The 6,515-nt window shown below is 36.9% G+C and carries 6 protein-coding genes; 1 reads left to right on the top strand and 5 read right to left on the bottom strand.

Annotated features, from left to right (window positions below):
• The coding region (locus QZ265_RS09110) for a TonB-dependent receptor plug domain-containing protein (RefSeq protein WP_296405503.1) at nucleotides 1–635 on the bottom strand (635 nt) is incomplete at its 3' end.
• A gap of 331 nt (nucleotides 636–966) precedes the next feature.
• On the opposite strand from QZ265_RS09110, the gene QZ265_RS09105 reads away from it, so the two are divergent.
• Nucleotides 967–2,658: a mechanosensitive ion channel family protein gene (locus tag QZ265_RS09105; protein WP_296405501.1), complete on the top strand. Its 1,692-nt coding sequence runs from the start codon at nucleotides 967–969 to the stop codon at nucleotides 2,656–2,658.
• Between the two features lie 121 nt (nucleotides 2,659–2,779).
• Here the strand turns inward: QZ265_RS09105 and QZ265_RS09100 are convergent, their stop codons facing one another.
• From QZ265_RS09100 to QZ265_RS09085, 4 genes are all read right to left on the bottom strand, one after another.
• A complete protein-coding gene (locus QZ265_RS09100) occupies nucleotides 2,780–3,511 on the bottom strand; it encodes a Smr/MutS family protein (RefSeq protein ID WP_296405499.1) in 732 nt (243 codons plus the stop codon).
• A gap of 51 nt (nucleotides 3,512–3,562) precedes the next feature.
• The gene (gene trpC / locus QZ265_RS09095; RefSeq protein ID WP_296405497.1) at nucleotides 3,563–4,408 is read right to left on the bottom strand and encodes an indole-3-glycerol phosphate synthase TrpC; all 846 of its coding nucleotides are present in this window, start codon (nucleotides 4,406–4,408) and stop codon (nucleotides 3,563–3,565) included.
• 134 nt (nucleotides 4,409–4,542) lie between these two features.
• Nucleotides 4,543–5,646 carry an anthranilate phosphoribosyltransferase gene (trpD, locus tag QZ265_RS09090; protein ID WP_296405496.1) on the bottom strand — a complete coding sequence of 368 codons (1,104 nt, stop codon included), beginning with the start codon at nucleotides 5,644–5,646 and terminating at the stop codon, nucleotides 4,543–4,545.
• 123 nt (nucleotides 5,647–5,769) lie between these two features.
• Nucleotides 5,770–6,378: an aminodeoxychorismate/anthranilate synthase component II gene (locus QZ265_RS09085; protein WP_296405494.1), complete on the bottom strand. Its 609-nt coding sequence runs from the start codon at nucleotides 6,376–6,378 to the stop codon at nucleotides 5,770–5,772.
• Nucleotides 6,379–6,515: the final 137 nt, after the last annotated feature.

The following is a 6,515-nucleotide window of genomic DNA, read 5'->3' as shown; positions in this document are numbered from 1 at the left end:
AACTGAGCAGTTGCACCATACAAAAATTGATCATGTGATCCAGCACCTACAGTTACTGATAACTGACTATTGTTGACATTAGTACCTTTCGTGAAAATTTGAATTACGCCGCCCATCGCATCAGCACCATAGATACTAGAACCAGAAGCACCATATAAAACCTCTATACGTTCAATCTGATCTGCAGGTAATAAACTTAACGCAGCTTGTCCGGTAGAAACTGAACTGGTACGAACGCCATCGATTAAAACTAAAATTTGTTTACTATCATAGCCACGAAGATAGAAATTACTATTGGTACCCATACCACCATTAGAGAAATAACTAAACCCTGGTAGTTTTTTAATGACGTCAATGACAGTCTGACCCTGATAGCGTTTCAAATCTTCACTATCAATGACTCGAATTTGAGCAATAGTATTGTTAACGGCAGTTGGCGTACGTGTTGCAGTAACCGTAATGGCTGGCAAGGTGACTCTAGGCATATCATTATCTACAACGCCTTCATCCTGAGCAGCCATAGCAGGCATACAGGTTAGGGCAGTTACCATCAGCCCAAAAGAGATTTTACTAACAGGATTGCGGTTAAATACTTCAAGCAGGCTTTTATATAGAGGATTATAAATAGTTTTCATGAGTTACCTAGTCTATCAACATTAGTTACACGGAGGAAATAATAGGGGTATTATCTCTTATATTTTGTAAAAATAAATATCTAATTAACGAATTCTACTCATGCTTTACTTAATATGGTTCAACATCTAAAAGCTGCCACCAAATTTTCAACCTCATACGATATTTAAGTTTGGAGTAAACTTAATATCAATAGGATATATAAGCTTTTACAACTTATAAGACTTGGTATACATGATAAAATTACCATCTTAAAAAATATAACTATTCTTATAGAAATAAAACTACTACGCGTTCCCTACTTTCAATATCTAAGAATTAGGCTGCAAAAAAATGTCTTTTAATATTCGCAATTTCTCTAATGCTAACGATTTCAAAAAAAGCTTTGGACCACAGACTTGGTTAAAAATATGGTTTGGACTGGTTTTAGCTTTAGTTATGAGCGTTACCAATAATGCAAATGCCGCACCAGAGCCATCAGCACTAACCAAAACTTCAGAGCAGGGAGACGTCGAAGAGATTGTTGATCCATTCGGCCGCCAAACCCCTCGAAGTGCAGTGCAAGGCTTTATTAAAGCATTAGGAGAAAATAATCTCTCATTAGCAGCTAATTATTTAAGTTTAAATGCTGGTCAGAATTCTATTGAATCGGTACGACAGCTTAAGTTGGCATTGGATACTGGAGGACGTCTTGACAATGAACTACAAATCAACAATACGCCTTCTGGAAACTTAGCAGATCAGTTGCCTCCTACATTAGAAAAAGTAGGCACTATTACTGCGCCAGACCAAGTTATTGATCTTGTATTGGTTAGAAAGACAGCCGAACATGGAGGTCAATATTGGCAAGTATCTAGTGAAACCTTAAAAGCTATTGAAGATTCAAATATAGCCGCCAAGCCTTCATTAATTGATAAATATACTTTAAAGCCTTTACAGGGTAAAATGATTAGTGGCTATAACCTTGCAGATATCTTTGCAGTATTAATATTGGCTTTAATCTGTGTTGCTGCTTCATATATTTTCTTCGCTATTCTTTATTTTGCGCTAAGCATTTATTATCCTAAAGTTCGTAAAAAGCCTTTACCAATAGACATGAAGTTTGTACTGCCTTTAGCATTGGTTCTGACTTCTCTGATCTTATATGAAGTTATGGTTTATGCTGGCGTCTCAGTAACTGTGCGTGAGCCAGTTAACCGGATCAAAGATATTATTGGTTGGTTTGCCTCAACTTGGTTATTACTAAGAATTGTCGATGCTATCTTTAGTAGGGCAGAGCGTCAAAGCTATAAGAAAAACCAAACAGAACGAGTTTCAATCTTAAGTCTATTACATAAGATAATTAAGACCTTGCTTTTGATATTAGCCTGTATCTTTATCTTTGGTAATCTAGGCTTTGATTTAACCACAGGAATTGCAGCACTGGGTGTTGGTGGATTGGCATTGGCCCTTGGTGCTCAAAAGATGATTGAAAACTTAGTGGGTAGTGTGGTCGTTGTCGCTGACCAACCCGTTCGAGTAGGAGATTATTGTAAATTTGGAGATTTAGAAGGCACAGTTGTTGACATAGGGATACGCTCAACAAGAATACGTACTTTAAATAGAACTATCGTGACCGTACCTAATGGTGAGTTTTCCTCAATGTCTATTGAGAACTTTGCTTCTAAAGATATGTTTCACTTTTCTCAAAATCTTTATATTAAGCGAAATGTTGATTCCGAAACTATTGAAAACTTTTTGGAAGGGATGAATAAGTTCTTAGATGAGCATGAATATACGAACTCTGAGTGGAATATGGTTAGAATTGCAGAACTACGGCAAGATTGTCTAATGATAGAGATTAGAGCCTATATGTATGCGAGTAATGGTCTAAAAGAATTTTATGAAATGCAATCTCAAATGATTATTCAAATATTAAAAGAGGTTGAGAAGTATCCGGTAGAGCATGCCCTAATTACTCAAAGAATGATTGTAGAGGCTTCTGATAAAGATAAATATAATGATAAAGTTGCTGCAGATTTTTAGATTAAAATAAAAAAGATAAGTCATTATAAATAAGTTTGAGAAAAAATAATGAAAACCACTATGTATAACATAGTGGTTTTTATATATTAGTATTCTGGCTCAAATAAGTTTAGCATTAACCTTATAATTCGTCTGACTTATTCTTTTTTAGTAAAACCAAAACTGCGCCATTGCCACCATCTTTTGGAGGGGCAGAACAAAAACCTAACACTTCAGGTAACTGACGTAACCAGCCATTTACACAGGTTTTAAGTACGGCATCTGAGCCTTTGCCATGTACAATCTTAACCACAGTTTCGTTCTTATTACGGGCTTGCGTAATCAATGTGGTTACTGCGTCTCGCGCCTCATCTATAGTTGCACCATGGATATCCACTGCATCATACCAACGTAATTTGCCTTGTTTAAGCTGGGTAAATACTTTGTTTTGAAGAGTTGCTGTTTTATAAACTAGATAAGACTCACCACTAACCGGATTCAATAGTGCCTGCATGTCTGATAAGCCAGCGCCAAGTTGCTCACTTTCTACACCTTGAGCGGCAGCACGTTTGGATAAAGTCGCTGCGTCTGGTTTAGTTGATTTCGGCTTGGATACATCGGACAACGTATTGTTATCTTTAATAGGCTGAACCCCTGACATTGCTTGAAGAAATAATACTTTTTCATTGTCAACATGTTCGCTATTGAGTTGTTTTACCGTCTTATCCACCTGCTTTTTGGTAGGCAATGAAACTGGATCAGTGGGCTTTTCATTCTGAGGATCATTGGGTGAAGGAGCACGTCCTTTACTTAGTTCGCCTTTTAGCTCTTTAAGCTGATCTTGCATTTCTTTTGAGAATAGAGAGTTTGACATAAATAATTACCGCTTGAATGTAATGAATATATAATTGCAATCTTGGAGATTTTAAAGTGAGTGCAATAAGTTAGCAAGTGCGTCACCTGGGTTTTCAGTTTTCATAAACTGCTCACCTATTAAGAAGCTATTGATCTGATTGGCTAACATAAGCTGCATATCTTCAATGCTATGTATACCGCTTTCCGTCACTAACAGCTTGGGACGTGTAGACTGCTTATCGATATAGGCTTTTAATCTTATCGTAGTTTCAAGATCAGTATTAAAAGTATTTAAATCTCTGTTATTAATACCGTAAATATTAAAATTTGACTCTGGTAATTTTAATGCACGCTCAAGCTCTTGCAGGGTATGCACCTCAATCAATACATCCATACCAAGCTCACAGGCTACTTTATGAAGCTCGTACATTACTGAATCTGCTAGGCAAGCAACGATTAGCAAAATGCAATCTGCGCCCATTAAGTAAGACTCATAGATTTGATAGCTATCAATCATGAAGTCTTTACGCAATATAGGCAAGTTACATGCAGCCTTTGCCAATTGTAGGTAATGATTATGACCTTGGAAATACTGTTCATCGGTTAGCACAGACAAACAAGCAGCACCGGCTTGTTCATACTGTTTAGCAGTTTTTTCTGGATCAAAATTTGGAGAAATAATGCCTTTAGAAGGCGATGCCTTTTTAACTTCAGCAATGATACCAGGAATTTTTGCATCCTGTTTTGCTATCAAAGCATTCGCAAACCCACGACGTGGCGCATTGCCTTGTTTTAACATGCTTTCGGCTTCCGCCTTTATGCTGCTAAAATCTTTATCTAACTTGGCTTTGGCAACTTCTAACTTTTTGGTATCAACAATTTTTTTTAAGATAGAAGGAATGGCATCTTGGGTCATAATTTACTCATATATTGCAGCTAAAAATTAAAGAAAATAAAATATCAAATAAGTATCAACTGATAAAAGCAATTTATCGAAGTTGATCATCATAGCGTTCAATTAGATAGCTCTTAATTCAGAATGATTGTGTGTCAGAATGATTGTGTGAAGGCTGCCAACTCTTTCATTTTTTGTAAGGCCTTACCGCTACGGATAATGTTTTGGGCTTGATTCACTCCATTAGGTAAGTTGCTGGCTAGACCTGCCACATATATAGCAGCACCAGCATTAAGCGCAATCATATCTCTAGCTTTTTCTACATTCTTTTGATTAATTTCATAATCATTAGTGTCTTCACCGGATAAGGCGGCTTGAATTAATTTTAAGCTTTGTTCAGATGAGGACACGTCTAATCCCACCAAAGTTTGCGAGTCAATACCGACATCTTCTGGAAATATATCATAAACGGTAACTTCGCCATTTTTTAACTCAGCAACCTTAGTGCTGGTAGCCAAACTAATTTCATCTAAACGATCTTTTGAGCCAACTACCATCACATGTTCAGCACCTAAGTTCTTTAGTACATATGCTAGTGGTTCACACATAGTATCTGTAAACACTCCAACCACTAAATTTTTCACCCCAGCTGGATTGGTTAAAGGGCCTAAAATATTGAAAATGGTACGAACTTTAAGGGCTCTTCTAACCGGAATAGCATACTTCATTGCAGTGTGATGATTTGGCGCAAACAAAAAGCCAAGGCTTTTTTCTTCAATACATTGTCTTGTCTGTTCAGGGGTGATATTCAAATTCAGACCAGCTTGTTCAAGTAAGTCAGAGCTGCCCGATTTTGAGGATACCCCGCGGTTACCATGTTTGGCTACGTTACATCCTGCAGCAGCTGCCACAAATGCAGAGGCAGTTGATACGTTAAATAAGTTACTACCGTCACCCCCTGTACCTACGATATCAACTAGATAAGGAGTGTTTTCTGTCTCAATTTTATGAGCATAATCTAACATTACACTGGCAGAAGCTGTAATTTCGTCAATGGACTCACTCTTCATGTTTAAACCAGTTAATAAAGCACCCATCATCGCATCTGAGCAGCGACCGTCCATAATAATGGTCATGATTTGAGACATTTCATGCTGAGTTAAATCAATTCTTCTTAAGATACGCGATAAAGCGGTGGTCAAAATGTCATGAATTTGATCATCAGATAAATGGGCAGTGGTTAACGTAGTATTTTGCATAGTTTTAAGACAACATTAATTAATAGGAAAAATTGATAATAGAAAAAAAAGATAATTAGTACGATAAATAGCGTATTAAACATATTGACTGTTTTTTTATTATACACATTAAGAACGAGGTTGTTAGTGACTTAATAGATGATGTTGGATTAAAAAATTGTTAAATAACTTTAGTCCATCTTGACTCAATATCGACTCAGGATGAAATTGTACCCCTTCAATAGGCAAAGACTTATGACGAATGCCCATAATTTCAAGATTAGAGTGGTTCTCAAGCTTGGGTTCTTGACGGCTCCAAGCGCTTATTTCAAGGCAATCTGGCAAAGAGTCTTTATCAATAATTAAAGAATGATAGCGTGTGAATTGAGTAGGGTTGTCTAGACCTTGAAACACCCCTTGTTGGTTGTGAAATACTTGAGACGTACGGCCGTGCATTACTAAGGGTGCCCGTACTATATCAGCACCAAATGACTGCGCAATGGCTTGATGACCTAGGCAAACACCCAATAGAGGAATTTTGTTAGCGAAATGATGAATACATTTTAGTGTCACCCCAGCTTTATTTGGCGTACCTGGTCCAGGTCCTAATACAATAGCGCTAGGATTGAGAGCTTCAATCTCGTGTAAGGTTAACCTATCATTTTCAACGACATTAACGTCTGCGCCTAATTGCTGTAAATACTGTACTATATTATAGGTAAAGCTATCATAATTGTCTAAGAGCAGAATCATAAACTGTTATCGCCAACTAAGCTTATTATTTCTTTTTAAGCTAAGGGTTATTTGTGAAAAGGTAAAATTCAATAGTATACTTATTATACGTTAGTTATGGCACTATTGAGAATCAAGAGAGTTATATCGCATGAAGT

It is taken from the genome of Psychrobacter sp., assembly GCF_018260395.1.
Lineage (GTDB): Bacteria > Pseudomonadota > Gammaproteobacteria > Pseudomonadales > Moraxellaceae > Psychrobacter.
The sequence above is the reverse complement of the archived record's forward strand: the minus strand, read 5'-3'. Positions and strand labels throughout refer to the sequence as shown.